Source organism: Cupriavidus consociatus, from assembly GCF_017814975.1.
GTDB lineage: Bacteria > Pseudomonadota > Gammaproteobacteria > Burkholderiales > Burkholderiaceae > Cupriavidus > Cupriavidus consociatus.
This window is the reverse complement of record NZ_JAGIQA010000035.1, coordinates 33,988-58,812: the sequence shown is the minus strand read 5'-3', so window position 1 is coordinate 58,812 and position 24,825 is coordinate 33,988. Positions and strand designations below refer to the sequence as shown.

Sequence of the window (24,825 nt, the reverse complement as noted above, 5' to 3'; positions counted from 1 at the left end):
GCGATGCGCGCCCGGTCCCAGCCGGATGCGCTGGTGTGCGCGCGAAAATCATACCGATTGCAGAGTCGTCTCAGTGCCGTCTTAAGTTCCCCGTTTCAGTCCGGAGCTGACGCAGTACCGGCTCAGTCCAGCCGGATGTTGTACTCCTTGATCACCTTTCCCCAATAAGCCTGGTCGGCCTTCGCCACCGCTGCGAACGCTGACGGGCGCGAAGTCTTGACGATCAGCCCGAGGTCGGCCATGCGCTGCCGGATATCGGCCGCGGCCATCACCGTCTCCACATCCGCGGAAATCTTCTCGACGATAGCCTGCGGCGTCCCGGCCGTGGTGAACAGGCCGAGCCAGGCCGGGCCGTCCAGCCCTTTGTAGCCGAGTTCCTGGAAGGTGGGCACGTCGGGCAGCATCGGCGCGCGCGTGTTGCCGGTCACGGCCAGCGGCTGCAGCTTGCCGGTGCGCGCATGCTGTCGCACGGTCATCGGCGAGAGCGTACCCAGCGAGATCTGGCCGCCGATCAGGTCGGTGGCGATCGGCGCTTCGCCCTTGTACGGGACATGCAGCAGTTCGGCGCCGGCACCGGTCGTGAACACCTGCATATAGAGATGCGCGCCGGTGCCGATACCATAAGTGCCATAGGAGAGCTTGTTCGGCTGCGACCTGGCCAGGCTCATCACCTCGGGCAGCGTGCGTGGCATGGCGCTGTTGGCGGTCAGCACCAGGCTGGAGGTGCACAGCTGGCCGATAGCGGTCAAATCGCGCAGCGGATCGAACGGAGGCTTGGCCACCATGTAGGGCGTCTGCACCAGGCTGGGCAGCGCCAGCAGCAGCGTGTAGCCGTCCGGCGCCGCCTTGGCCACCACGTCGGCCCCGATCATGCCGCCGACACCGGGGCGGTTTTCGACGATGACCGGGCGCTGCCACAGCTTGCCGAGCGGTTCGCCGAGCGCGCGTGCCAGCACGTCGGTGGCGCCGCCCGGCGGGTAGGGCACGACCAGCCGAACCGGCTTCGACGGATAGTGAGACACGGCGGACTGGGCTGACTGGGCCCGGGCATGGCCAAGGCCAAGTGCCGAGACCGTGGCGGCGAGGGAGCCTGCACCCAGCCACTGCAGGGCTTTGCGTCGGTCAGCTTGCATGGTGTTTCCTCCTGGTTGTGACGTCCTGGTTGTTTGTCGCGCCTTGCGCGCATGGCAAACGGCAGCGTACGGTCCGCCGCCGGCGCGGCACATCGGCGCTATGGACGAAACCGTGGGACGGTATTTACCCCGAGGAACAGACACTGATGCCATCGCTGCACGGGCCCATGGAACGGCAGCGAACTCGCACGCCTGTTGCCGAAGTACGCCTCCCCACACCAGCCTGTCCGTGCGCATCGGGCCATGCCGGCAGCTCTGCCGCCGCTCAATTCCTGAGCCCCGCTGGCCGAACCAGCCGGATCGACTATGATGGGCGCCTCGCCGCCAGCCCGCGGGATCGGATAACCCTGTGCGTGCCTGGCGGCGGCTTCTTGTCCACTTTGCCCGATGCCGCCATGGCCCGCCTCAAACTCGACCTGCCCGCCGACCAGTTCTGCTACGCCACGCACCTGACCGTGCGCGTGACCGACATCAACTCGGCCAACCATCTCGCCAACGACTCGATGATCTCGATGATCTCCGAGGCACGGGCGCGCTTCCTGTATGAATTCGGCAGCGAGGACGTGCGGCAGGAGGGTGTCGGCATCATCGTCACCGACCTCGCCACGATGTACCGCAACGAGGCGCATGCGCGCGACCAGCTGCAGTTCGAAGTCGGCGTGATGGACTTCAACAAGTACGGCGGCGACATCATCTTCCGCATCACGCGGCCAGCCGACGGCGCCTTGATCGCGATGGCCAAGTCGGGCTTTGTCTTCTTCGACTATGTGAACAAGCAGGTGGTGGCGATGCCGGACGGGTTTGCCGGCCGCTTCCCCAAGGTCAACTGGGTGGAATGAAGGGGGAGGGGGCGCGCGACCGTGCCAGTGCGCGCCCCGGGCTGACTCAGCTCTTGCGCTCGCCGCCCAGCGCTTCGGTCAGGTCGCCCAGCAGTCCGGACAGCTCGCCGGCCATCATGGCGAAATCGGCATCGAAGCGCTCGTCTTCGTCATGCATGGTGCCGTCGGCCTGTTCCTTGATCACGTCCAGCGGCGCGATTTTCTTCACCACCAGCCCGTCGGTCAGCACGAACGAGACGCGGTCGTTCCAGGTCATCGCCAGGCGCGTGCAGCGCTTGCCGCCGGCAATATGGCGGCGCAGGTCTTCGGGATCGAGCGGATGGCGCACGTAGCGCACGGTGGCCTTGCTTTCGCTGCCGGACTGCAGCTCGATTTCCTGGTCGACGGTGAAGCCGCCCGGCGCGGCGTCGCCGGCCAGCCAGTCGGTCATCGCCGCCACCGGCGACTGGTTGACATGCAGGTTGACCAGCGGCAGCGGGTCCAGCGCCTTGAACAGCATGCCGCGCACTTCATCGGCCTTGGCCGCGGAGGCGGCATCGATCGCCAGCCAGCCGTTGTCCGGATCGATCCACACGCGCGTGTCGCGGCGGATGCTGAAGGCGCGCGGCAGCAGTTCCTCGGTGACCTGCTCCTTCAGTTCCTTCATCTGCTTGCGGCCCGGCTTGTAGCCTTGCTGTTCCTCGATCTCCGCGGCGCGTGCGCGCGTGACCTGGTTCACCACGGTGGTTGGCAGCAGCTTTTTCTCGGTGCGCAGCGTCAGCAGCATCTGGCGGCCCACGGCGTGGACCAGTTGGCCGTTGTCACGGGGCGAGGCCCAGCCCTGCGTCTGCATTTCGAGGCTGGTGCCGGGGTAGAAGGCGTGCTTCGCCAGGCTGGCTTCGACCTCGTCGGCGCCGGGCGTCCACAGAGCGGAAAAACGATGGACCTGCAGGTTCTTGAACCACATGAGAATTCGGCCAAAGGGACGAATTCTATCCCCTCGCGGCAGGTGGCCACGAAAAACCGCCGCCGCACGGCCGTCGAGCCGTGCGGCGCAAGCCCGCGCCAGGCGCTTACAGGTCGAGCCGGGTGATCTTGCTGCCTTCGAGGCTCAGGCCCGCCATCAGCCCGGCATTGGTCATCACGAAACCGACGATCGGCTGCTGCGCGGTATTGGTGTCGAGCACGCCATTTGCGCCGATGGTCGCGATCGCGACGGTGGCATCGACGCCGGCGGTCCAGCCCGAGCTGCGCACGAACTTGTCGTAGGCGTCCTGCGTCATGAACATCAGGATCACCGACTTGGATTGCGCGCCAATCTGCCAGCCGACCGAGCCGGAGACCAGGCGGTAGTAGCCGCGCGTGGCGCCGCCCGAGCGCAGCGCGCCGTCGCCATACTCTCCGCCGACGATAAAGCCCGCCGACAACGTCTTGGGGAACACCAGGATACCGCGCGCGCGGTTGCCGAGTTCACGCGAGCCGTTGACCGAGCCGTACAAGCGCGACAGCGTGGCGTCGACGCCCGAATCCAGCTCGCGCCGCCGTGCTGCCTTGTCAGTTGGAGCGTCGGGCTTTGTGGTGGTGCAGGCACCCAGCGCCAGGCTGCCCAGGGCCAGGCCGGCACTGGCGCTCAGGAAGTTTCGACGTTTCATCTTATCTCCTTGGGTGTTGTTGTCGTCTCTGAAGCATAGGCGCCAAAAGCACTCGGACAAACATTCACGTGGTGACGAGGCGTTTCCATTTGTGACGAAGGTAGCCTCGCCGACGCATTCGTGGCAGTTTGAGGGTTCCCCGAAACAACCACGCATCCATGCGGCACTGCCGCATCGCATCATCCCATGAAGAAAATTCTTACCGCCCTGCCACTGGCGCTCCTCGCTGCGTGCGCTTCGCAGCCCTCGACCGGACCCGCCGCCGGGGATACCGCCAGCGCCGCCGCGACCGCCGACAGCAGCGGCTGGCAGTCGCTGCGCGCCAAATACATGGATTGCGTCAAGGAAAAGGCCGACGACAACCTGTCGTCGAAGGGCCAGTCGAAGGACGTGGCGAATGCGGCGCTGGCTGCTTGCCAGTCCGACCTGAACGCCATGCACGACGCCTTCCGCAGCTACCTGGATGGACAGATGTCGTCGTCGCACGGCAAGAACAGCGCCCGCCAGGCGGCGGCGCGCGTCACGGCCGATACCCGCGACAAGGCGCGCAACTACCTGGTGCGCTACGTCGAGCGCGAACGCTACGCGTCGCGCCTGAACTGACGCCGCGTCACCGGCGCGCTCACAGCATCTCCAGCACCCCTGGCCCGTCCGGTGGCGGGAAGATGCGGTCGAGCTCGGCCAGCTGGGCTGCGGACAACAGGTGCGACAGCGCGCCGATATTCTCCTGCAGGCGCTCGCGCCGGCCCGTCTTGGGAATGGCGATGACGCCGTCCTGCGCCAGCAGCCAGGCCAGCGCCGCCTGCGCCGCGGTTATGCCGTGGTCGCGCGCGAAGCGCTTCAGCCCCGGGTTGCCCAGCAGCCGCGACTGCTCGATCGGCGAGTAGGCCATCACCGGGATGCCGCGCTGGCGCAGCCATGGCAACAGATCCCATTCGATGCCGCGCCGGCCCAGGTTGTACAGCAGCTGGTTGGTGGCCATGCCGTCGCCGCCGGGCGCGTCCCATAACTCCTGCAGGTCAGCCAGGTCCAGGTTGCTCACGCCCCAGTGGCGGATCTTGCCGTCACGCTGCAGCGCCTGCATGGCGGCGACGGTCTCTTCCAGCGGGACGCCGCCGCGCCAGTGCAACAGGTAGAGGTCGATGCGGTCGGTGCGCAGCCGCCGCAGGCTGCGCTCGCACGCCTGCAAGGTGCCGCGGCGGCTGGCGTTGAACGGATAGACCTTGCTGACCAGGAAGGCCTCATCGCGCCGTCCGGCCAGGGCCTCGCCTATCATTTCCTCGGACTGGCCCTCGCCATACATCTCGGCGGTATCGATCAGCCGCAGGCCCAGGTCCAGGCCCAGCCTTAGCGTGGCGATCTCTTCGGCGCGCGCGGCGGGCGTCTCGCCCATGTTCCACGTTCCCATGCCGAGCGCGGGGATGCGCTCGCCGTCGGGCAGGGTGATCTGTTTCATGCGCTGGATTCCAGGATGGCCGGAGTTGGGTGCCGGCGGCACCCAACTCACACTAGTTAACAACGCACCAAATGTACAAGCCGCGGGCCGCGCGATTGCTTCAGACCAGTCCGGTCACAAAAAAATACAGTCCGGCCCCAAGCACACCGCCTGCCGGCCAAGAAACGATGCGGGCCTCAGCCGTGCTGGTGGCGGTACTCCTGCGTGCGGCCGCCATAGCCGTACGCTGCTGCGCGGGCATCGATCACATGCACATAAGAGACGGGATGCAGGTTGCCGAGCAGCCCTGCCATGGTCTCGAACACGGCCTGGATGAATTGCGCCTTTTCAGCCTTGGTATTGGTCTCGTCGGTGACGCTGATATCGAGGTGGAAGGCGTTGCGATCCTGCTCGGACAGCGGCACGCCGCCGATGATCCAGCTGTCGCGCGGCACGTAGTGGACGGTGATGGCAATCACGTCGCGCTTCTTGCCGAGCACGCTTGCGGTCAGGTCGGCGATGGCAGCGGCGCTGCGCCGGGTAAGGGTGGCATCGGGCTGGCCGGACAGGTGCAGGACGATGTGGGGCATGGCTGGCTCCTTGTTTCGTGGGTGGGTGATGCCATGTTAGAAGCCGGTGTAATATCGGAAAAGCGGGAATATCCAATGTATTCCATCGGATTATCCGAAGGAAATGCGGCCTCGCTTACCACCTTGCCGGAGCGCTCATCATGCGTGGATTCGACACAGACCAGTTGCGCACCTTCGTCACCGTTGCCGACTGCGGCAGCCTGTCCGCCGCCGCGCCCCGGCTATTCCTGTCGCAGTCGTCGGTCAGCGAGCAGTTGCGCAAGCTGGAAGAGCGCGCCGGCGTGCCGCTGCTGTCGCGCGGGCGGCACGGCGCCGTGCCTACGCCGGCCGGTGCGCGGCTGCTGGAGCACGCGCGGCGCATCCTCGCGCTGAACGAACTGGCGCTGCAGGAACTGCGCGGGCACGCGCTGGAGGGCGACCTGCGGCTTGCCGTCACCGACTACTTCCGACCCGGCGAAATCGCCGGCATGCTGCGGCGCCTGCGCGAACGCTATCCCTACCTAAGGCTGCATGTGACGGTGATGAAGAGTGCCGCAATCGATGCCGCCGCCGAGATGGATGCCTTCGATATCGGGCTGAGCATGCGCCTGCCGCGCGGCCGCGACACAACGGGCAAGAGCACGCGGGGCACCGTGCTGCGGCGCGAACCGCTGGCCTGGGTGGCGGCGTCCGGCGAGGCCGACGCGCTGCCCGCCATGCTGCCGCTGGTGCTGCTGCCCGACACGTGTTCGCTGCACCAGTTCGTGGTGCAGCTGCTGTTGCGCAAGCGCTTGCTGTTCGAAGTTGCGCACTCGGCCTCGGGCGTGGCGGGCCTGCATCTCGCGCTCGCGGCTGGGCTGGGGCTGTCCTGCCTGAACGCATCGGCGATCGGGCCAGGTGTCGCGCCGCTGGACGGCGGCACGGTCGCGCGGCTTGGGTTGCCACGCCTGCCCGAAGCGGAGTTCTTCCTGCTACCCGCCCGCCGCAGAGAATCGCCATTCATTGCCGAGGCCCGCAACGTCCTGGCCGAGCAGTTGGCCTGAGTCGGCCCACAAGTCAAACGCCAGCGTACTGCTCACGATCAACGCCGATCTGAAAACAACGCTGCGCGGCATTGAATGGGAATAATTCGCAGTCTCGTTGACCCCTTCATTCTCGTAATTGATAATGCGTCGCTTTCTTAAAAAAATTACAGTCGATTACAGGGAATGAGAATAAAACTTCACCCGATCTGCGCCGCGGTGGCGGGGACCTTCATTTTTCAACCGATGGCAGCCTGGTCGCAGGCGACCCCGGCGGCAGCGGCGCAGTTGCCTGAGGTCACCGTCAAGGCCGATGTCAGTCGGGAACTGGGCGCCGGCTATAACCCGCCCAACGCGGTCAGCGCGACCAAGACCGAAGCGCCGCTGCGCGACGTTCCGCAGACCGTCAACGTGGTCACCGCCGAGGTGATGCGCGACCAGCACGCCACGTCGATGCAGGACGCGCTGAAGAACGTGCCCGGCGTGTCGTTCTCGCATGGCGACGGCCAGCGCGACCAGGTCTCGATCCGCGGCTTCACCGCGATCGCCGACCAGTTCGTCGATGGTATCCGCGACGACGCGCTGTACTTCCGCGACCTGTCCAACGTGGACCGCGTCGAAGTGGTCAAGGGCCCGGCGGCGGTGCTGTACGGGCGCGGCTCGGCCGGCGGCCTGATCAACCGCGTCACCAAGAAGCCCGGCATCGACGTCACCGATTTCGCGCTGAGCTACGGCATGTGGGCCGACCGCCGCGCCGAGGCCGACGTCGGCCGCGTGTTCGCCGACGGCGCTGCCGCGTTCCGCATCACCGGCGCCGTGGAGAAGGCCAACAGCTATCGCTCGCAGCAGTTCCTGGACCGCAAGGCGATCGCGCCCTCGCTGGAGCTGCGCGTGGCGCCCGAGACCACCGTGCTGTTCCAGGCCGACTACCTGGAAGACCGCCGCGTCACCGACTTCGGCATCCCGGCCTACCAGGGCCGCCCGGTCGACGTGCCGGCCTCGCGCTACTACGGCGCGGCCAATGCGCGCGATGCCGACTACTCGCAGTCGCGCGTGTTCTCCGGCACCGCCACGATCAACCACCGCTTTAACCAGAACTGGTCGATCCGCAACGCCACGCGCTACTACCACTACTCGCTGGACCGCAACAACACGCTGACCGCTGCGGTCAACGAAGCGGCGCGCACGCTGACCATGAATCACGGCAATGTCCGCCGCGAGGAACATGGCTGGTTCAACCAGACTGACCTGACCCAGAAGGCGACCTTCCTGGGCATGGAACACGAGATCCTGTACGGCATGGAGATCGGGCAACAGAACAAGGACCAGGTCAACAATACCAAGCCGGTGCCGGGCACGTTCGACCTGTTCAACCCGGTACTGCCGGTGTTGCCGCGTCAGGCGCCGGGCAACCCGACCACCTCGAACCTGGGCGTGTTCGACACCCTGGCGTTCTACACCCAGGACATGATCAAGTTCAGCGAGCAGTGGAAGGCGCTGGTCGGGGTGCGCTACGACAACTTCCAGCAGGAGACCAAGAACCGGATCGCCGGCCAGCGCGACCTGTCGCGCACCGACACCGCCTGGAGCCCGCGCGCCGGCCTGGTGTGGCAGCCGTCGAAGGCGCAGTCGTACTACGTGTCGTGGAGCAAGTCGTTCCAGCCGTCGGGCGAGGCCTTTGCGCTGGCGGCCAACAACGCCGACCTGGCGCCGGAGACCACCAACAACACCGAAGTCGGCGCCAAGTACGACTGGCTGAACGGCAAAGCCAGCACCACGATTTCGGTGTTCCGGCTGGAGCGCAGCAACATCAAGGTTGCCAACGCCACCAACACGGCACTGCTGCCGATCGGCGAGCAACGCACGGACGGCATCGAACTCTCCGGCGCGGCCGAGCTGGGCAGCGGCTGGCGCGTGCTGGCGGGCTACGCGTACCTGGATGCCACCATCACCAAGTCCACCGCCGCGCTGCAGGGCAAGCGCGCCACCATCACGCCGCGCCACTCCGGCAACGCGTGGGTGACCAAGGACCTGGGCCACGGCTTCGGCGTGGGCGCCGGCCTCAACCTGGTGGGCGCGCGCTATGCCGATCCGCTCAATACCGTGACGCTGCCCGGCTACGTCACCGCCGACGCCATGGCCTGGTACCGCCGCGGCGCCTTCGAGGCGCAGCTGAACGTGTACAACCTGTTCGACAAGGGCTACATCGTCTCGGCGCACGGCACCAGCCCCAACCTGAACATGCCCGGCGCCCCGCGCAGCGTGATGGCGACGCTGCGGTACCGGATGTAAAGCGCAGCATCGAGGACAAAAAAACCGGGCGGTGAGAACCGCCCGGTTTTTTTCGTGAGCCGCGCCGCCGCGTGTTGTCGGCGGCTGCGGAGAAACCCTGAGTCACACGAGCCGTCGCACGCTCAGTGCTCGCGTTCCCAGGTCTGGGTGCGGCCGATCAGGCTGATGCCGATGAAGCCGCGCACGTTGAGCTTGTTGCCGTCCTCGGCGAGCGACATCTTGCTCTTGTAGACCTTGCCGTTCTCCGGGTCGAGGATCTCGCCGCCGCTCCACTCGTTGTCGCCGCTCTTGCGCAGGCCGGTCAGGATGGTCATGCCGATCAGGGGCTGGTCCTTGCGCGCGTCGGTGCACTTGTCGCAGAGCCTGGACTTGCCGTCGCCTTCGACGAAGGTCTTCACCAGGCGTCCGCTGTAGACGCCGTTCTTCTCGCTGATCTCTACCAGCCCGCGCGGCTTGCCGGTGCTGTCGTCGATGGTCTTCCACATGCCGCTGGGCGAGGCCTGCGCCATCGCGGCGGCGCTGCCGAGCAGGGCGGCGGCGAGCACCGCGGCACGCAATGCCGGACGCACCAGCGGACGGACGCCGGCAAGGTGGGATGGGTTGCGCATGATGTCTCCTTTGAGGTTCGTTGCCACCGGCAGGTGCCGGTGCGATGCGCCGCGCGGTGACCGCTGCTCGCATCGAATCAGCGGAGCCCGGGCGGCGGGCGCGCACGCCAATCTACTTTCGCAGGCGCCGCGCTGCAATCGCACGGCACGCTCGCCCATCCCCGCGGCAGCCTCCGCGCACCGCTTGCATGCTCGCCGCAAAGCCGCATGCAGCCGTGGTTTGCGGGTTTTTGTGTTGCAGCAAAACGGGCCGCTGAGCGCGGTGCCGAAGCATTCCTCTAAGCGGTCGCGCGGCGCACTGCCGGGCTCTCGCGGCGACATCGGCAAGCCTGTGGCAAGCAGTGCGAAGCGTGCCGGGGCAGTCGGCATCGCGCGATGCGCGCAGCGAACCATGCTGCGTGATCCGAGTCATCCGAATGGATGAGGGCAGCGATCGCGATGCTGTCGGCGCAGCTGTTTCCGGCAAGCGTTCGAAGTGTTGCCGCGATGCTTCGCGCGCGTCGCCGCTTTGCTCAATCGCAACGCTTCGATGTCCTCGCGCTGTTGCTTCGATGCAAACCGTTGCGTTCGCGCATCACTCTTCGTCGGCTGGTCCGGCTCGCTCGCGCGAGTTGCGTGGCGCGAGTCGTTGCAGTCAGCCGGATGCGCTTGGCGCGTGCGCGCCGACGACTGTGTAACGCATGCAGACGACGAAGCGCGCTACCCGTTCCCGGCGTGCGCGCTTGCGTGCTCGAGCACTACCGCGCGGGTCGTGCGCGGATCTGTGCGTCGCCCGCAAAGCCTTTGTCCATGCGGCTTTTCGGAAAGCGCGATGAGGTGCGCAGCAGGGCTCGAGCATTCCTGCGATGCGCGTTGCGCGGGTTGTAATCGGGTGCCGTGCGGGTGTGTAAAAGCTGCGTGCGCGCGCGTCGGGATGGAGGGCCGCGACGCGTGTGCGAACGCGTGAAGCGCGCGTTCGCATCAGCGTGCGAGCGAGGTATCGCGATGCCATCGGCAACGTCCTCGTGACGACGCCCGAGAGAACTAGTTTGAGCAACGCATGCAGGCAAGTTTTTTTGCACTTTTTTCTTAACATCATCGTGCAAACGAATTATGATTCGCCTTGACAAGAGTCTCACTTCATTGCAGAGAAGCAGGAAGCAAGATTGGAACGACGAGCGTGATGCGCGCTTCGATGCAGTGATGAAGGTTGTAGCCGAGGAGCACGAGAACTTTGACGCAGACCTGGCCGAGCCGGCTTCTTAAAACGCGTGCAGTCTCCCTTGGTCCATTGACGGGTTGGACCAGCTACCACCGAATGAATGCCGCTTGCCGTGCGCGAGGCCATGCCCGCACCGCAGGCCTGCTGTCCGATATCTCCTCTTTTCAGGCCGCGCGCCGACCCAACTGGCGGGGCGGGCCGATCGAATATTCCAGGGCGCGGCAAGTGCCCCGGTCCCGCTTGCGGGTCCGCGATTGCCGCGAAGTCACCGCCACGGGTGGTGCGCCTGCAACCGAATTCATTAGCGTGCAGCCGCAGTCGGGGCCGCGCGCCGATGAATCGCTCGCTCGACTGGGGCCGCGCTGTGTTATCGCGCCTCGGGTCGGTCGGGTCGCCTGACTTAGGTCATTCGATATTCACTCTCTAGTGAAGGAGTTATCCATGGCAACTGCTGCAAAGAAAAAGCCGGCGGCTAAGAAGGCCGCCAAGCCGGCCGCCAAGAAGGCCGCTCCGGCCAAGAAGGCCGCAACCAGGAAGGTAGCCGCCAAGAAGGCAGCACCGGCCGCCAAGAAGGCACCGGCCAAGAAGGCCGCAGTGAAGAAGGTCGCCGCCAAGAAGGCTGCGCCGGCGAAGAAGGCTGCGGCCAAGAAGGCCCCCGCCAAGAAGGCCGCAGTGAAGAAGGTCGCCGCCAAGAAGGTTGCAACCAAGAAGGTCGCCGCCAAGAAGGCAGCACCGGCCAAGAAGGCCGCAGTGAAGAAGGTCGCCGCCAGGAAGGCCGCACCGGCCAAGAAGGCTGCAACCAAGAAGGTCGCCGCCAAGAAGGCCGCACCGGCCAAGAAGGCTGCTGCCAAGAAGGCGGCCGCCAAGAAGGCTCCGGCCAAGAAGGCTGCTGCGAAGAAGCCGGCTGCCAAGAAGGCTGCTGCGAAGCCTGCCGCTGCCCCTGCCGTTGCTCCCGCTTCGGCTGCCAAGACCGCGCTGAACCCGGCCGCTGCCTGGCCGTTCCCGACGGGCAACCGTCCGTAAGCTGCGCCGCCACGGCGTGGGACTTACGCGTTCCGTACGGAACCACATCGGCACGCAGTGCGTGCCAGCACGACCGGATACTGCGTATCCGGTCAGCAAGACGCCAGTCTTGCAGACCCGCCGATGGCCGCTGGCCCGGCGGGTTTTTTCATTGGGGTGTGAGAAAGAAAAAACGCCGCGGCCCGTGCGGGCGCGGCGCCTGGATGCGCTGCATGCTGGCGCCCGGCCGGGCGCAGCGGTTCAGTGCGTGACGCGGGTGACGCCGCCCGAGGACAGCAGCCGCACACGCTCGCCCGGGCGAAAGACCTCGTCGGCCTCCTGCGTGATCGCGCGCATCTCGCCGTTGTCCAGGCGCACGGTGATCTCCAGGCCGCGCCGCTCGTTGACCTTGTTCTCGGCAGCGCTGCCGGCGATGCCGCCCAGTATCGCGCCGAGGATGCCCGCCGCCACCGCGCCGTTGCCACTGCCGATGGTGCTGCCAGCCGCGATGCCGCCGATGGCACTGCCGGCGAGCGTGCCCGCGCCGGTCTGGCTGCGCTGGATGGCAACTTCGCGTACACCCTCGACCACGCCATAGCGCACCGTCTGTTCGCGCTGCGCCTGGCCGGTGCTGTAGACGCTGTTGGAGTTGGACTCCGTCGCGCAGCCGGCGACCAGGGCCGCGATGGCAATGACGGCAAGCGCGCCGCCCCGGACCTTGTGGTTCATGTCAGATCCCGAAAAAGCCACGCACTGGCCGCAGGTCAGGCGTAGCGGTACCCGAATGCAGACTGGAACCGGTTGCCGATTTCCTCGCGCGACAACCAGTGGTTCTGCGGACCCTGCTGCGCGATCTTGACCGACCCCATCAGCGAAGCCAGGCGGCCGGTCGTTTCCCAGTCTAAACCGTTTTCAATGCCGTAGAGCAGGCCGCCACGGAAGGCGTCGCCACAGCCGGTCGGGTCCACGATGCGTTCGGCCTGCACGGCCGGGATCGCGTACTGCTGACCATCGGCATAGATGCTGGCGCCGCGCTCGCCGTGCGTGACGATGAAGGCACGGACCTTGGCGGCAACCTCCGCGCTGGTCCATGCGGTACGGGACAGCAGGACCTGCGCCTCGTAGTCATTGACTGTCACGTAACTGGCGAGTTCAACGAACTCCCGCAGGTCTTCGCCGTTGAACAGCGGCATTGCCTGGCCCAGGTCGAAGATGAACGGGACGCCCGTCTCGGCGAACTGGCGCGCGTGGTGCAGCATGCCTTCGCGGCTGTCCGGAGCCACGATGCCGAGCGCCGGCGCCTTGCCGCCGCCAAGCGCGTCCTTGACGTTGTTCAGCTGTGACTGGCTCATTGCGCCAGGGTGGAAGGCGGTGATCTGGTTGTTGTCCAGGTCGGTGGTGATCATGGCCTGCGCCGTGAACGTCTCGGGCAGCACGCGGATGTGGCTGGTGGGAATCTCCAGCTTGCGCAGGTATTCCAGGTAGGGCTCGGCATCCGTGCCGACGGTGGCCATCACCACCGGATCGCCGCCGAGCATCTTCAGCGTGTAGGCGATGTTGCCTGCGCAGCCGCCGAACTCGCGGCGCATGCCGGGCACCAGGAACGAGACGTTCAGCATATGGATCTGGTCCGGCAGGATGTGTTCGCGGAAGCGTCCGTCGAACGTCATGATGGTGTCGTAGGCGACGGAGCCGCAGATCAGGCTGGCCATGCTCTCTCCAGGTTGCAGGTTGTTGGTTGGATGGGTCAGATAAAGCGAAAACGGCCGCCCCGGTTCCGCGGGCGGCCGCTGCCGTCAGGCGGCGCGTGTGTTACTGCAGCGCGGCCAGGGCGGCTTCGTAGTCAGGCTCGGTCTTGATTTCAGGGACCAGCTGGGCGTACTTGACGGTGTCATTCTCGTCGAGCACCACCACTGCGCGCGCGGTCACGCCGGCCAGCGGGCCGCTCTTGATGTCCACGCCGTAGTTGCCCTTGAACTCGGCGCCGCGCATCGTCGACAGCGTCACCACGTTGGCCAGGCCTTCGGTGGTGCAGAAGCGGCCCATCGCGAATGGCAGGTCGGCCGAGATCGTCAGCACGACGGTGTTGGCCAGGCCGTTGGCGGCCTCGTTGAACTTGCGGGCCGAAGCCTGGCACACCGGCGTGTCCAGGCTCGGGACGATGTTCAGGACCTTGCGCTTGCCGGCGAAGTCGGCCAGCGTGACGTCCTTCAGGTCCTTGCCGACCAGCGAGAAGGCGGGTGCCTTGTCGCCGGCCTGCGGGAACTTGCCTGCGACTTCGATCGGGTTGCCGCCGAGGGTGACGCTGCTCATGTCTACTCCTTGATGTCTGATGGTTTCCGGTTCAGTTTCCGGCGCCTGGCCGGCCAATGCCCCGGTGGGGGGGCGCTGCCCGCCGCCGGACTCGGATTCGGTCTGGCGGCAGGCCGCGGAATTCACGGATAAAAAATCAGCACGCGGTAGTTGGATGGCGCCTGCTGCGTCCGGAATCGTACCCGAACCGGCAGCTCCATGCCGGCACGAAGACCCTCTGTCGCGAAGGCCTTTTGCGAAGGGTCCAGGTAATCCGCCGGTTGCAGCACACGCCGCAGCAGCAGCTGGTCCTGCAGGTCGGTCATCACCAGCTCGATCGCGGGCAGCGCAGTGGTGGCGCGGCCCAGGTTGCGCAGCGTGACGGCGAGCATGTAGGCATCGCCGCCTTCGTCCAGGCGCTGCAGCTGCGAACTCTCGATACGCAGTGCGTCGATGTCGCGCCATGGTGGCACGTCGCAGCCGAACGGGGCGCATGCGGCCTCCAGTGCCGGACGCAGCATCGGAAACTGCCCGGCCAGCGGACTGCGCGCGAGATACACCGCTTGTACCGTCGCGCCCAGGGCGAGCACCGCTGCCGCGACGTACCAGAGCGTACGCGACGCCGGCGCGCGGCTGCGCGCGGGGGCGCGCTCGCGCTCGCGTTCGCGGGTGTGGCGCAGGAAGTCGGGAGCGAAGACCGGGCCGGCCGGGGCTTCCGTGCGGGTCCAGCGGCGCGTGGTCTGCTCGCGTGCCACGGCTTCGCCAGTGATGCTGGCAGGCTCGCCAGTGCCGAGCGCGGGCCCCGCGTCGCGGCCGTAGCTTGTATCGCTGGTGTCGGTGCGCTCGGCAGCCTCGCTCTCGGGTGGCGCGGCGGCAGCCTGGGGCGTATCTGCCGGCGACGGATGGATCGCCGGTGGCGGGCCGATATCCGCCGATGCGGCGCGCAGGAATTCGCTGGCACTCGGGATGACCGCGGGTGCGGGCACGGCCTCTGGCTGGGGCGCCGGCGCTTCCGCTTTTCCTTCGGCTTCCGCTTCCGCGGCCTTGCCAATCGGTGCCGGCTCATTGAGCGCAGGATGATCGAGTGCGTTGTGGTTCAGCGCGGGCCATGCCGGCGCGGCAGCTTGCGGTGCGGCCGGCTGGGGTGCCGCGTGCGCGGCGGTGGCTTCTGCGCCGGGTGTCGCTTGGCGCTCCGGTTCAGGCAGGGCTTCGGGTTCTGGTTCTGGTTCTGCCTCTGCCTGTGCCTGTGCCTGTGCCTGTGCCTGTGCCTGTGCCTCTGCCTCTGCCTCTGCCTCTGCCTCTGCCTCTGCCTCTGCCTCTGCCTCTGCCTCTGGTTCCGGCTCCGCCGCAGGTTCCGCTTCCGGCGCGGTCTGTGCCGCAGGCGTCTGCTGCGACACCGGCTCGGCGTCGGCTTGCCGCTCCGCGTCGCGCGCGTCGCGCTGGGCGACCGCTTCGTTGGCCTCGCGCAGCGCACGTTCGATCTCGTCCTCATGCACTTCCGCGTCGGCCGGTGCCGGGACGTCGAGCTCCTCGGGCGAGGTCATGAGCATGGTAGGCGCGTCCAGCGCCGGCACGTCATAGCCGGGATCGATGGTGGGCGTGAATGGCGCGGAGGGCGCAGGCGCAGGCTGCGGTGCCGCGGCGGACTCGCCGGGGCGCGGTGCCTCAGCGCCCGGTGCGGATGTGGCCGCAGGCGGCGTGGCCGTTGCCGGTACGGCGGACGCCGGCGGCGTGACACTGCCTGCCGGCAAGGGGATCTCGATCAGGTGCTCGCGCGCATCGAACACCGTTTCGCAGTGGCCGCAACGCACCAGCCCCTGGCGCAGGCGCAACTGGTCGGCGACCAGCCGGAAGGCGGTGCGGCAGGCCGGGCAGCGCGTGACGAGCTTGACGGCGGCCATCTGGACAGATCAGGGACGGGTGCCGTGCAGGCACACCCAGCCTTCCTCGGCGCGCCATACCGTCAGCGGCAGCCACGGTGCATAGGCGGCGGCCACTTCCTCCGCCTGGCGCTCCAGCACGCCAGACAACACCAGCCGGCCGCCGGGGCGCACGCGGGCGCTGAGCATGGCCGCCATCAGCTTGAGCGGATTCGACAGGATATTGGCGACCACCAGGTCATAGGTGGCTTCCGACACCGACTCGGGCAGCGCGAACGATGCCTCGACCTGGTTGCGCTCGGCGTTGTAGCGAGACGCTTCCACGGCATTGGGATCGATGTCGATGCCGACGGTATCGCCCGCGCCGAGCTTGCGCGCGACGATTGCCAGGATGCCGGAGCCGCAGCCATAGTCGAGCACGGTTTCGCCCGGCACCACGTGTTGCTCCAGCCACTGCATGCACAGCCGCGTGGTCGGATGGCTGCCGGTGCCGAAGGCCAGGCCGGGATCCAGCTCCAGCACCACCGCATCGGGCTCGGGCGCGTCGTGCCACGACGGCACCACCCAGATGCGCTCGCCGATGCGGATCGGCTCGAACTGCGATTGCGTCAGGCGGACCCAGTCCTGGTCTTCCACCGCGCGCAGTTCGTATGCCGGCACCGGATCGATGCCAAGCTGGTTGGCGGCAGCGGCCACGACCACGGCGGGATTGGCATCGTCGCCGAACAGCGCCACCACGCGCGAGCGGTTCCACGCGAGTTGCTTGGGTTCGAGCCCGGGCTCGCCGAAAAGCGGTTGCTCATCGGGCGTATCGGCATCGGCGTCTTCCACCGAGACCGACAGCGCACCGAGGTCGAACAGGGCCTCGGACCAGGCTTCGGCCTGGTCCTGCGCCACTTCGATCACACATTCCTGAAATGCCACGGGCTTCCTTGCTTGCTGCGTGTGTGTTGCGGGTAACGTCGGGGTAACGTTACTCAGGCCTTCGCGCGCTCCGCCAGGCGATGCTCAAGATAATGGATGCTGGTGCCGCCTTCGACGAAGTTCGCGTCCATCATCAGCTCTCGGTGCAGCGGAACATTGGTCTGGATACCGTCCACAACCATTTCGGACAGCGCGATGCGCATGCGGGCGATGGCCTGCTCGCGCGTGGCACCGTAAGTGATGATCTTGCCGATCATCGAATCGTAGTTGGGCGGCACGAAGTAGCCATCATACGCGTGCGAGTCCACGCGTACACCGGGGCCCCCCGGCATGTGCCAGGCGGTGATGCGGCCGGGCGAGGGGATGAACTTGAACGGGTCCTCGGCGTTCACGCGGCATTCGATCGCGTGGCCGCGGAACTGCACGTCCTTCTGGCGGAAACGCAGCTTTTCGCCGAAGGCGATGCGGATCTGCTCCTGCACGATGTCGATGCCGGTGATCATCTCGGTGACCGGGTGCTCCACCTGCACGCGCGTGTTCATCTCGATGAAGTAGAACTCGTTGTTCTCGTACAGGAACTCGAAAGTGCCGGCGCCGCGGTAGCCCATCTTCTTGCAGGCCTCCGCGCAACGGTCGCCGATGCGCTCGATCAGGCGGCGCGGGATATGCGGCGCCGGGGCTTCCTCGATCACCTTCTGGTGGCGGCGCTGCATCGAGCAGTCGCGCTCGCCCAGCCAGATGGCCTGCTTGTGCTGGTCGGCCAGGATCTGGATCTCCACGTGGCGCGGATTCTCCAGGAACTTCTCCATGTAGACCTCGGGATTGCCGAAGGCGCGGCCAGCTTCCTCACGCGTCATGTTGACGGCATTGATCAGGGCGGCTTCGGTGTGCACCACGCGCATGCCGCGGCCACCGCCGCCGCCGGCGGCCTTGATGATCACCGGGTAGCCCACGCGGCGCGCGGTCGCGAGGATTTCCTTGGGGTCGTCGGGCAGGGCGCCGTCCGAGCCCGGCACGCACGGTACGCCGGCCTTGATCATCGCCTGCTTGGCCGAGACCTTGTCGCCCATCAGGCGGATGCTGTCGGCGGTCGGACCGATGAAGACGAAGCCGGATTTTTCCACGCGCTCGGCGAAGTCGGCATTCTCCGACAGGAAGCCGTAGCCCGGGTGGATGGCCTGCGCATCGGTCACTTCGGCGGCCGAGATGATGGCCGGCATGTTCAGGTACGACTGCGGCGACGGGGCGGGGCCGATGCAGACGGCTTCGTCGGCCAGGCGCACGTACTTGGCCTCCTTGTCGGCCTCCGAGTACACCACCACCGTCTTGATGCCCAGTTCGCGGCAGGCGCGCTGGATGCGAAGTGCGATTTCGCCGCGGTTCGCGATCAGAATTTTTTCAAACATGGTCTCTCTCTGCGAGAACGGGAGCGGTCCCGCTGCGTGCCGCCATGGCACATCGGGCGCGCGGCCGTCAGGCTGGCCGCCGGGCCGCACTAACGCGCGGAACTGCATGGAACTGCACGGAACGGGTCGCGATGCCCACAACGTCCCTGGCGTCCTGAAACGCCGTAGAGGGCCGCGCCGGGGCTGTGCCGGGCGCCGCGTGGGCAGCCGTTGGCAGCGCTGGGCGCGGCATGCCCTTCAGCCTCAGCCGATGACGAACAGCGGCTGGCCGTATTCCACTGCCTGGCCGTTCTCGACCAGGATTTCCTTGATGACGCCGGCCTTGTCGCACTCGATCTCGTTGAGCAGCTTCATGGCTTCGATGATGCAGACGGTCTGGCCTTCCTTGACCGAATCGCCGACATTGACGAACGGGGCGGCGCCCGGCGACGGCGCGCGGTAGAACGTGCCCACCATCGGCGAGGTCACGATGTGGCCGGCGGGCAGCTGCGCCACCGGCTCGGCGGCCGGCGCGGCGGTGCCAACTGGGGCGGCGGCCGGCGCGACCGGCAGTGCCTGCAGCTGCGGCATGGCCATCGGCGCGGCGACGACTTGCGGCGGTTGCTTGACGATGCGTACCTTGCCGTCGCCTTCGGTGACTTCCAGCTCGGAGATGCCGGATTCGGCCACCAGGTCGATGAGCGTCTTCAGCTTGCGCAGGTCCATCTTCTTATCCTCCTGAATCAGGTTGTCCGGCCGCTGTCCCACTGGGCTGCGGCGGAAGAAATCGTTTGGCGCCCACCACGGTGCCGCGCCCGCCGTGCCGCAGCACGCGCAACGGGCGCGGACCGCCGGGCGGCGCGCGCAGGTTCGTCAAAAAATTCTGGCAGGGGTCAGCGCCCCGGGCTTCCTGGCGGCGGCTGTTCCTGGGCGAGCGCATAGTCGAGTGCCAGCAGGTATCCTTGCCAGCCCAGCCCACAGATCACCCCGACAGCGACGTCGGAGAAATAGGAGTGGTGACGGAAGCTCTCGCGGCGGTGCACATTGGACAGGTGGACCTCCACGAACGGGATGGCCACGCCGGCCAGCGCATCGCGCAGGGCCACGCTGGTATGCGTGTAGGCCGCCGGGTTGATGATGATGAAATCGACGCCTTCCTCGCGCGCGGCGTGGATGCGGTCGACCAGTGCCCCTTCATGGTTGGACTGGAACGAAGCCAGGGAAATACCGGCCTTGGATGCATGGTCGGCCAGCGCTGCGTCGATATCGGCGAGGGTCGTGTGCCCGTAGGTCTCCGGTTCGCGCGTGCCCAGCAGGTTCAGGTTAGGCCCATGCAGGACCAGCACCTTGCGGTAGCGGGCTGAGCGACGGATGGAGCGGGTTGCAGTCACGGCGGCTCGACCAGATCAACGAAATTGCGCGGAGATTACCGTAGCTTAGAGGGATTTGTCTAGCGCGGGATACAAAGCTCGGCGGCATCGTCACGATGCGGCGGCGATTTCGGCACTTTCTCGGCCTCCGGCACGGAAACGGAAAAAATCACCCCAGAAATCCGAAATTGACCGGAGATATCGAAAGAACTTACTCAGGTGCGCGGCAGCACCGCGCGCAGCTCTTCCGCGGTGACGCGTCCCATCTTGCGGTACTTGACGCTGCCGTCGGGGTTGATGACCACGGTATAGGGCAGGCCGCCGGCGCTGTTGCCGAAGTTGCGCGACAGCTCGGTGCCGGCGAAGCCTGCCACAGCGAGCGGATAGGCAACCGGTACTTTCCTGGTGAACTGCTGGATATTGCTGGCCGTATCAATGCCGATGCCGACAAACTCGACTTGCCGGTTCTTGTATTCCTCGTGCAGCGCAGTCAGTTCCGGCATTTCTTCCACGCAGGGGCCGCACCACGGCGCCCAGAAGTTCACCACCAGCGTCTTGCCGCGCAGCGTGCCCAGGTCAAGCTCCGTGCCCGCGGGGTCCGGCAGCCGCGTCTGAAAAAATGCTTCGACGGCTTTGTCGCTGGCGGGCTCAGGCGAGAACACGAAGTGACCGGCAAACGCGCCGGCGGCGCAAGCCACCACGGCAATCACGGTCCACAGCCAGAGGCGGGAGCGTCGGATGGGCGAAGAGACGGAATCAGTCATGGGCAAGCTGGACTGGTGAATAGGGTAACGTGAGCGGGAGGCGCGCCGGGTTCAGGATGGCCCGCTGTCGGTATCGTCGCCGATCAGCGCGCGTACGGCCTGCAGGTCCGCGCGGGAGGGCCGCCCGGAGGTGTCGGCACGCACTGCGCCGCGTTCGTCGACGGCATCATACAGCGCAATATGGATGCCGACCGGCGTACCCAGTTCCGCGCGCACCTCGCCGGCCAGCTGGCGGGCCTCGCGGCTGTCGGGCCACTGGCCCTTCCAGAGGAAGCTGAGCGTCTCGACATCGGCGCGGCCGCCGAAGTGACGGCTTTCGCTGGTTTCGAAGTCGACCCCGGCGTTGAGCAGGTGCAGCGTGGCGTCCTTGGCGCTGTCGCAGAAGCACTGCAGATAGATATCGGAGTGCTCGGTCGCCGTGCCGTTCAGCACGGCGCCCACCAGGTAGGGCCGGAACGGCGCCAGGTCCTCCATGGCCAGCAAGGCCACACGGCGCAGCAAGGCCAGCACGCGCGGCTGGGTGTCGCCATGGAACAGCGCCTGGTAGGCGCGCACCTCGGCCTCGACCTGGTCATTGTCGGGCAGCCATTCGCCGGGCACGCGCTGCTCACCCAGCACCTGGCGCGCGGCCTTGCGCTTGGCGGTGGCGTAGTCGGCGCCGTCCTCGGCGATCATGCGGGCGGCGGCCTGGGCGATTTCCTCGCGCAGGCGCGAGGGGTCGGGCGGGGTACGTCGGCTCATTGCCCCATGATACCGGAGCGCACGCCTGGTGCCGCACGGAGGCGGCCGCCGGTGCCGCGGTGCAGCGAAGGCCGCCGGCGCTCGGGTACAATCAATGGCTTCCTGCCCGGCCTGCCAGCACCATGCGGCAACGCTGCCGCCGCGCGAGCGCCGGGTGCCGAGTCCCCAAGCCTGCGGGCTTCATGTCATCCCGGGAACCCATGCATATTCATATCCTTGGCATCTGCGGCACCTTCATGGGCGGCCTGGCGGTGCTTGCCAAGCAGGCCGGCCATCGCGTCACCGGCTGCGATGCCAATGTCTATCCGCCGATGAGCACCCAGCTGGAAGCGCAGGGCATCGAGCTGATCGAAGGATTCGACCCCGCCCAGCTGGCGCTCGAGCCCGACCTGTTCGTGATCGGCAACGTGGTCTCTCGCGGCAATCCGCTGATGGAAGCCATCCTCGATCGCAACCTGCCTTATGTGTCCGGCCCGCAATGGCTGGGCGAGCACGTGCTGGCGCGCAAGTGGGTGCTGGCGGTGGCCGGCACGCACGGCAAGACCACCACCACGTCGATGCTGGCCTGGATCCTGGAGGATGCCGGCTACAACCCGGGCTTCCTGGTGGGCGGCGTGCCGCAGAACTTCGGTATCTCTGCGCGCGTGACCGAATCCGATTTCTTCGTGATCGAGGCCGACGAGTACGACACCGCGTTCTTCGACAAGCGCAGCAAGTTCGTGCATTACCGCTCGCGCACCGCGATCCTGAACAACCTGGAATACGATCACGCTGACATCTTCCCGGATCTGGCGGCGATCGAGACGCAGTTCCACCACCTGGTGCGCACCGTGCCGGGCCAGGGCCGGCTGGTCGTCAACGGTGTCGAGGAAAGCCTGGCGCGCGTGCTCGAGCGCGGCTGCTGGAGCGAGGTGGAGCAGTTCGGCGTGGGTGACTGGCGCGAGAGCGATGCCGCCCACACCGCGCAGCCGGGCAAGGATGCCTTTGACGTCTGGTTCGGCGGCGCCGTGGTCGGCACCGTGGTGTGGGACCTGCAGGGCACGCACAACCGCATGAACGCGCTGGCGGCAATCGCGGCGGCGCGCCACGTGGGCGTGCCGGCGGAGCAGGCGATCGCCTCGCTGTCGCGCTTCGCCAACGTCAAGCGCCGCATGGAAGTGCGCGGCGAGGTCGGCGGCGTGACCGTCTACGACGACTTCGCCCACCACCCGACCGCGATCCAGACCACGCTGGAAGGCCTGCGCCGCCGTGTTGGCGATGCCCGCATCCTGGCGGTGCTGGAGCCGCGCTCGAACACCATGAAGTTGGGCGTGATGAAAGCCCAGCTGCCGGCAAGCCTGGAGCAGGCCGACCTGGTGTTCGGTTACGGCGCGCCGGCCGGCAAGGATGCGCTGGGCTGGGACCTGGCCGGGTCGCTGGCGCCGCTGGGCGACAAGGCAACCGCGTTCCAGGACCTGGGCGCCCTGGTGCAGGCCGTGCGCGCCGCGGCGCAGCCGGGCGACCACGTGCTGGTGATGAGCAACGGCGGCTTCGGCGGCGTGCACCAGAAGCTGCTGGACGCGCTGGCCGCGGCGGCCTGAGCCGCAGGGGACCGCCATGCTGCTGTACCTGCACGGATTCCGCTCCTCACCGCAGTCGTTCAAGGCGCGGCTGGTGCAGGAGCGCATGCGCGAGTGGGGCGTGGGCCGCTACTACGCCTGCCCGGAACTCAATGTCTCGCCGGCGCTGGCGATCGCCCAGGCCGAGGCCGCCATTCGCGCCGCCCAGGCAGGCGGCGCTCAGGAAGTCGCCATCATGGGCTCGTCGCTGGGCGGCTTCTATGCCCGCTGGCTCGGCGAGCGCCATGGCTGCAAGACCGTACTGCTGAACCCGGCGGTTCATCCGTGGACTGACCTGGAGCAGTACCTGGGCGAGCAGCCGCTGTGGCACGGCGGCGGCTCGGTCACGGTCGAGCGCCGCCACCTGCAGGAACTGCTCAACCTGCGCGTGAACGCCATTACCCGGCCCGAGCGCTATTACCTGCTCGCCGCCACCGGCGACGAGGTGCTGGACTACCGTGAAATGGTGGCCGCCTGCTCCGGCGCGAATATCCGCGTGATCGAGGGCAGCGACCACGGCATCAGCGAATTTGCCGACTACGTCGACGAAGTGCTCGCCTTCTGCGGCTATGGCCCGGGCGGCAAGGTGCCCAAGGTGCCGGCCGGCGCGGGCGCGGCATGAGCGCGCAGTCTGCGCGCCGCTGTGGCTGGAGTTCGCACCTGGCTTTCGATGCGGCGATCACGCCCAACCTGCGGCGCTGGGTCACCGGCGACGACGGTTCGCTGACCGCGCGGCTGGTGGCCGCGTCCGAGCGCTTTCGCGTGGCACAGCTGCTGCAGCGCCCGTTGCGGCCGCTGGCCGATGAATGGCAGGTGCTGGGCCAGCACGACCGCGTCCCGGCGCTGACGCGCGAAGTGCTGCTGATCTGCGACGATATTCCCGCGGTCTTTGCCCACACCGTGGTGCGCCTGCGCCATGCGCGGCGCGACTGGCCGTTCCTGCGGGGGCTGGGCGCGCGCCCGCTGGGCGGGCGGTTGTTTATCGATCCGGCAGTGACGCGCGACCCGTTCCAGTTCGCCCGGCTGCTGCCGCACCATCCCTTGCGCCAGGCGCTGCAGCGCGTGCTGCCGGCGATGGCGCCGCTGCCCATGCTGCCTGCGCGGCGCTCCGTATTCCGGCGCGGCGACGGCGTCATGCTCGTGACAGAGGTCTTCTTGCCGGACCTGCTGGCACGGCCAGCCCCGGGGACCAAGGCGATTGCGCTACCGATGTTCCGGCGCACCACAGACCGCGGCCCCGTCAATTCACACACTACCGAAATCAAGAGAACGAGATGAAACTGCAGGGTCGGGTTGCCATCATCACCGGTGCCGCCGCTGGCATCGGCCTTGCCACCGCGCAGCGCTTCGCGGCCGAGGGCGCGGTCGTCGTGCTGTGCGACGTCAATGAAGCGCGCGTGCGCGAAGCCGCCGGCCAGCTCGCCGGCTCCGGCGGCAGCGCATCGGCCTACCGCGTCGACGTGACCCGCCGCGAAGAGGTCGACGCCATGGTGGCGGCGGTGATGGCCGCGCACGGCCGCATCGACATCCTGGTCAACAACGCCGGCATCACCAAGGACGCGCGCCTGGCCAAGATGACCGAGGCGCAGTTCGATGCCGTGATCGACGTCAACCTGAAGGGCGTCTTCAACTGCGCCCAGGCAGTCGCCACGATCATGACCGAGCAGGGCAAGGGCGTGATCCTGAACGCTTCCAGCGTGGTCGGCCTGTACGGCAACTTTGGCCAGACCAACTATGCCGCCAGCAAGTTCGGCGTGATCGGCTTCACCAAGACCTGGGCGCGCGAGCTGGGTCCCAAGGGCGTGCGCGTCAATGCCGTCTGCCCCGGCTTTGTCAATACCGAGATCCTGCAGACCGTGCCCGACAAGGTGCTCGACGGCATGAAGTCGTCGTGCTGGCTGCGCCGGCTGGCAGAGCCGGCAGAGATAGCCAGCATCTATGCCTTCCTGGCCAGCGACGACGCCAGCTACGTCAACGGCGTTGCGATCGAAGCCAGCGGCGGCATGTCGCTCTGACCCGCTCCGAACATTTCCGGCGTCCGCCGGCGTGCACGGCCCCTGGGCGCACGCCGGGGTCCGCAGCGGCGGTGCGGTATCATTCCGGGTCTGCGGCCTGGCCTCGTAGCCACGGCGCGGGGCC

Annotated in this window: 25 protein-coding genes; 9 read left to right on the top strand and 16 right to left on the bottom strand. The window is 67.2% G+C overall.

All coding sequences use genetic code 11. The annotated features are described in order from the left end of the window. Positions 1–122: 122 nt before the first annotated feature. Entirely contained in the window at positions 123–1,133 is a 1,011-nt protein-coding gene (locus J8I82_RS32675) for a Bug family tripartite tricarboxylate transporter substrate binding protein (RefSeq protein WP_209763767.1), read from the bottom strand. A 395-nt stretch (positions 1,134–1,528) separates the two neighbouring features. On the opposite strand from J8I82_RS32675, the gene J8I82_RS32670 reads away from it, so the two are divergent. Continuing rightward, positions 1,529–1,972 carry a thioesterase family protein gene (locus tag J8I82_RS32670; protein WP_209763766.1) on the top strand — a complete coding sequence of 148 codons (444 nt, stop codon included), beginning with the start codon at positions 1,529–1,531 and terminating at the stop codon, positions 1,970–1,972. 46 nt (positions 1,973–2,018) lie between these two features. Here the strand turns inward: J8I82_RS32670 and J8I82_RS32665 are convergent, their stop codons facing one another. Beyond that, the gene (locus tag J8I82_RS32665; protein WP_209763765.1) at positions 2,019–2,918 is read right to left on the bottom strand and encodes a recombination-associated protein RdgC; all 900 of its coding nucleotides are present in this window, start codon (positions 2,916–2,918) and stop codon (positions 2,019–2,021) included. 106 nt (positions 2,919–3,024) lie between these two features. Next, positions 3,025–3,603, bottom strand: a complete 579-nt coding sequence (locus tag J8I82_RS32660; protein WP_209763764.1) for a BPSL1445 family SYLF domain-containing lipoprotein — start codon at positions 3,601–3,603, stop codon at positions 3,025–3,027. A gap of 186 nt (positions 3,604–3,789) precedes the next feature. Here J8I82_RS32660 and J8I82_RS32655 point away from each other — a divergent pair, with 186 nt between their 5' ends. After that, complete coding sequence (locus J8I82_RS32655) at positions 3,790–4,206, top strand: hypothetical protein (RefSeq protein WP_209763763.1); 417 nt, start codon at positions 3,790–3,792, stop codon at positions 4,204–4,206. 19 nt (positions 4,207–4,225) lie between these two features. Here the strand turns inward: J8I82_RS32655 and J8I82_RS32650 are convergent, their stop codons facing one another. Next, the gene (locus tag J8I82_RS32650) at positions 4,226–5,059 is read right to left on the bottom strand and encodes an aldo/keto reductase (protein WP_209763761.1); all 834 of its coding nucleotides are present in this window, start codon (positions 5,057–5,059) and stop codon (positions 4,226–4,228) included. A gap of 176 nt (positions 5,060–5,235) precedes the next feature. Next, positions 5,236–5,628, bottom strand: coding sequence for a tautomerase family protein (locus tag J8I82_RS32645; RefSeq protein ID WP_209763759.1), 393 nt, complete (start codon positions 5,626–5,628; stop codon positions 5,236–5,238). Between the two features lie 140 nt (positions 5,629–5,768). Here J8I82_RS32645 and J8I82_RS32640 point away from each other — a divergent pair, with 140 nt between their 5' ends. Together J8I82_RS32640 and J8I82_RS32635 are read left to right on the top strand one after the other, a co-directional pair. Further along, the gene (locus tag J8I82_RS32640) at positions 5,769–6,650 is read left to right on the top strand and encodes a LysR family transcriptional regulator (RefSeq protein WP_209763757.1); all 882 of its coding nucleotides are present in this window, start codon (positions 5,769–5,771) and stop codon (positions 6,648–6,650) included. A 165-nt stretch (positions 6,651–6,815) separates the two neighbouring features. After that, entirely contained in the window at positions 6,816–8,921 is a 2,106-nt protein-coding gene (locus tag J8I82_RS32635; protein ID WP_209763755.1) for a TonB-dependent receptor, read from the top strand. 122 nt (positions 8,922–9,043) lie between these two features. Here J8I82_RS32635 and J8I82_RS32630 read toward each other — a convergent pair whose 3' ends face one another. Next, entirely contained in the window at positions 9,044–9,529 is a 486-nt protein-coding gene (locus J8I82_RS32630; RefSeq protein WP_209763754.1) for a DUF2147 domain-containing protein, read from the bottom strand. 1,642 nt (positions 9,530–11,171) lie between these two features. On the opposite strand from J8I82_RS32630, the gene J8I82_RS32625 reads away from it, so the two are divergent. After that, positions 11,172–11,753, top strand: a complete 582-nt coding sequence (locus J8I82_RS32625; protein WP_209763753.1) for a histone H1-like DNA-binding protein — start codon at positions 11,172–11,174, stop codon at positions 11,751–11,753. A gap of 240 nt (positions 11,754–11,993) precedes the next feature. Here J8I82_RS32625 and J8I82_RS32620 read toward each other — a convergent pair whose 3' ends face one another. The 10 genes from J8I82_RS32620 to J8I82_RS32575 all read right to left on the bottom strand — a co-directional run bounded on the left by J8I82_RS32620 (position 11,994) and on the right by J8I82_RS32575 (position 21,088). Beyond that, entirely contained in the window at positions 11,994–12,461 is a 468-nt protein-coding gene (locus tag J8I82_RS32620; protein WP_029047876.1) for an outer membrane lipoprotein, read from the bottom strand. Positions 12,462–12,496: 35 nt separating this feature from the next. Next, positions 12,497–13,444, bottom strand: a complete 948-nt coding sequence (locus tag J8I82_RS32615) for a carbohydrate kinase family protein (protein ID WP_209763752.1) — start codon at positions 13,442–13,444, stop codon at positions 12,497–12,499. 100 nt (positions 13,445–13,544) lie between these two features. Next, complete coding sequence (tpx, locus tag J8I82_RS32610) at positions 13,545–14,045, bottom strand: thiol peroxidase (protein WP_209763751.1); 501 nt, start codon at positions 14,043–14,045, stop codon at positions 13,545–13,547. A gap of 122 nt (positions 14,046–14,167) precedes the next feature. Next, positions 14,168–15,925 (bottom strand): zinc-ribbon and DUF3426 domain-containing protein, encoded by a 1,758-nt coding sequence (locus tag J8I82_RS32605; RefSeq protein ID WP_209763750.1) that lies wholly within the window; start codon positions 15,923–15,925, stop codon positions 14,168–14,170. A gap of 9 nt (positions 15,926–15,934) precedes the next feature. Beyond that, entirely contained in the window at positions 15,935–16,828 is an 894-nt protein-coding gene (gene prmA, locus J8I82_RS32600; protein WP_209763749.1) for a 50S ribosomal protein L11 methyltransferase, read from the bottom strand. A 53-nt stretch (positions 16,829–16,881) separates the two neighbouring features. After that, entirely contained in the window at positions 16,882–18,234 is a 1,353-nt protein-coding gene (gene accC, locus J8I82_RS32595) for an acetyl-CoA carboxylase biotin carboxylase subunit (RefSeq protein ID WP_133092335.1), read from the bottom strand. 243 nt (positions 18,235–18,477) lie between these two features. Beyond that, entirely contained in the window at positions 18,478–18,939 is a 462-nt protein-coding gene (accB, locus tag J8I82_RS32590) for an acetyl-CoA carboxylase biotin carboxyl carrier protein (protein ID WP_209763748.1), read from the bottom strand. A 167-nt stretch (positions 18,940–19,106) separates the two neighbouring features. Further along, on the bottom strand, positions 19,107–19,604 hold the full coding sequence (aroQ, locus tag J8I82_RS32585; RefSeq protein WP_209763747.1) for a type II 3-dehydroquinate dehydratase: 498 nt from the start codon (positions 19,602–19,604) through the stop codon (positions 19,107–19,109). A gap of 194 nt (positions 19,605–19,798) precedes the next feature. Beyond that, positions 19,799–20,347, bottom strand: coding sequence for a TlpA family protein disulfide reductase (locus J8I82_RS32580; protein ID WP_209763745.1), 549 nt, complete (start codon positions 20,345–20,347; stop codon positions 19,799–19,801). Between the two features lie 51 nt (positions 20,348–20,398). Next, positions 20,399–21,088 (bottom strand): UDP-N-acetylmuramate--alanine ligase, encoded by a 690-nt coding sequence (locus J8I82_RS32575; RefSeq protein WP_209763742.1) that lies wholly within the window; start codon positions 21,086–21,088, stop codon positions 20,399–20,401. 200 nt (positions 21,089–21,288) lie between these two features. On the opposite strand from J8I82_RS32575, the gene mpl reads away from it, so the two are divergent. From mpl to fabG, 4 genes are read left to right on the top strand one after another with little or no spacing between them, the layout of a single operon-like run. After that, positions 21,289–22,668 carry a UDP-N-acetylmuramate:L-alanyl-gamma-D-glutamyl-meso-diaminopimelate ligase gene (mpl, locus tag J8I82_RS32570; protein ID WP_209763740.1) on the top strand — a complete coding sequence of 460 codons (1,380 nt, stop codon included), beginning with the start codon at positions 21,289–21,291 and terminating at the stop codon, positions 22,666–22,668. Positions 22,669–22,684: 16 nt separating this feature from the next. Next, positions 22,685–23,308: a YqiA/YcfP family alpha/beta fold hydrolase gene (locus tag J8I82_RS32565; protein WP_209763739.1), complete on the top strand. Its 624-nt coding sequence runs from the start codon at positions 22,685–22,687 to the stop codon at positions 23,306–23,308. Next, entirely contained in the window at positions 23,305–23,964 is a 660-nt protein-coding gene (locus J8I82_RS32560) for a chorismate--pyruvate lyase family protein (protein ID WP_209763738.1), read from the top strand. Before J8I82_RS32565 ends, J8I82_RS32560 begins: the two co-directional genes overlap by 4 nt. After that, a complete protein-coding gene (gene fabG, locus J8I82_RS32555) occupies positions 23,961–24,701 on the top strand; it encodes a 3-oxoacyl-ACP reductase FabG (protein WP_209763737.1) in 741 nt (246 codons plus the stop codon). Before J8I82_RS32560 ends, fabG begins: the two co-directional genes overlap by 4 nt. Positions 24,702–24,825: the final 124 nt, after the last annotated feature.